3 protein-coding genes are annotated in these 1,149 nt (G+C 33.9%); all 3 read left to right on the forward strand.

Annotated elements, in window-relative coordinates; all coding sequences use genetic code 11:
* The first annotated feature begins 27 nt into the window (after window positions 1-27).
* A complete protein-coding gene (trwL, locus tag ACFIL8_RS10670; protein WP_375681257.1) occupies window positions 28-345 on the forward strand; it encodes a VirB2 family type IV secretion system major pilin TrwL in 318 nt (105 codons plus the stop codon).
* 145 nt (window positions 346-490) lie between these two features.
* Complete coding sequence (gene trwL, locus ACFIL8_RS10675; protein WP_375689751.1) at window positions 491-811, forward strand: VirB2 family type IV secretion system major pilin TrwL; 321 nt, start codon at window positions 491-493, stop codon at window positions 809-811.
* 132 nt (window positions 812-943) lie between these two features.
* Window positions 944-1,149, forward strand: a 206-nt coding sequence (locus ACFIL8_RS10680) for a TrbC/VirB2 family protein (protein WP_375689753.1), incomplete at its 3' end; no start/stop codon positions are given.

Consider the following 1,149-nt stretch of genomic DNA (forward strand, 5'->3'; position numbering starts at 1 on the left):
GTTTTAATCTTAATCAGGATAAAGAACATGAAACAATTAAATATTCTTCACACAACAGCTCGTAATAAAATTGCTGCATTTTCTGCAGCTTTAACTGTATTTTTTATGACCGCTCCTGTATCCACCCAAGCAGCGGGTTTAGAGCCTGCAAAAAAAGCTTTAGGACTGCTTCAAACAGATTTAAAAACGATTATCCCTATCGCTGCTGCCGTAATACTTTTGTGCTTAGCAATTGGTTATGCAGGGCGCTATATCGGAAAAGACACATTTGTACGGTGGGCAATCGGTGTTGTTATCGCTGGTTCAGCAACTGAACTTGCTAGTTTATTATTTAAACCCAACTAATAAATCTTTTGAAACATGAAATGCTTCTTCATGAAAAAAGAATTTTAGACTTTAATACTTTTATTCCACATCAATTCAATGAAATTATCCCTTATTTCATGGAAAAAATACTTGCGCCAAATACAATTTGATAAGGTTGAACAATATGAAAAAATTAATCAATTTTCAATTGAATGATAATAATAAAATTACCGCAACCTCTGCAGTTTTAACTGTATTTTTTATGAACAATCCCGTATGGGCTCAAGCAGCAAAAGGTTTGAAAAACGCAGATACAGCTTTAAACGCGCTCCAAAAAGACTTGAAAGAAATTATTCCTATTGCTGCAGCCGTGATACTTCTGTGCTTAGCGATTGCTTATGCAGGGCGCTATATCGGAAAAGATACATTCGTACGGTGGGCAATTGGTGTCGTTATCGCTGGTTCAGCAACTGAACTTGCTAATTTGTTATTTAAAAACCCCTGATAAATCTTATTAAACACTAAGTGTATCTATTATAAAAAACTTAGATTTCTGTATTTTATTTAGTGAAATAACAAACTATATCAAAAAAAGAGATTATTTATACCAACTGTAATCTAAATTGGAATAAGCAATATGAAACAATTAAAAACTCTTCAAACAATAATTTGGAATAAAGCTACTAAAACCTCTGCAGCTTTAACTGTATTTTTTATGGCCAATCCTGTTTTAGCCCAAGCAGTAGTTCTACAACCTGCAAATAACGCTTTAACTGCACTCCAAACAGACTTAAAAACGATTATCCCCATTGCTGCTGCCGTGATACTTTTGTGCTTAGCAAT

Origin of the sequence: Bartonella sp. AP57NXGY, from assembly GCF_042195805.1 — a bacterium.
GTDB lineage: Bacteria > Pseudomonadota > Alphaproteobacteria > Rhizobiales > Rhizobiaceae > Bartonella.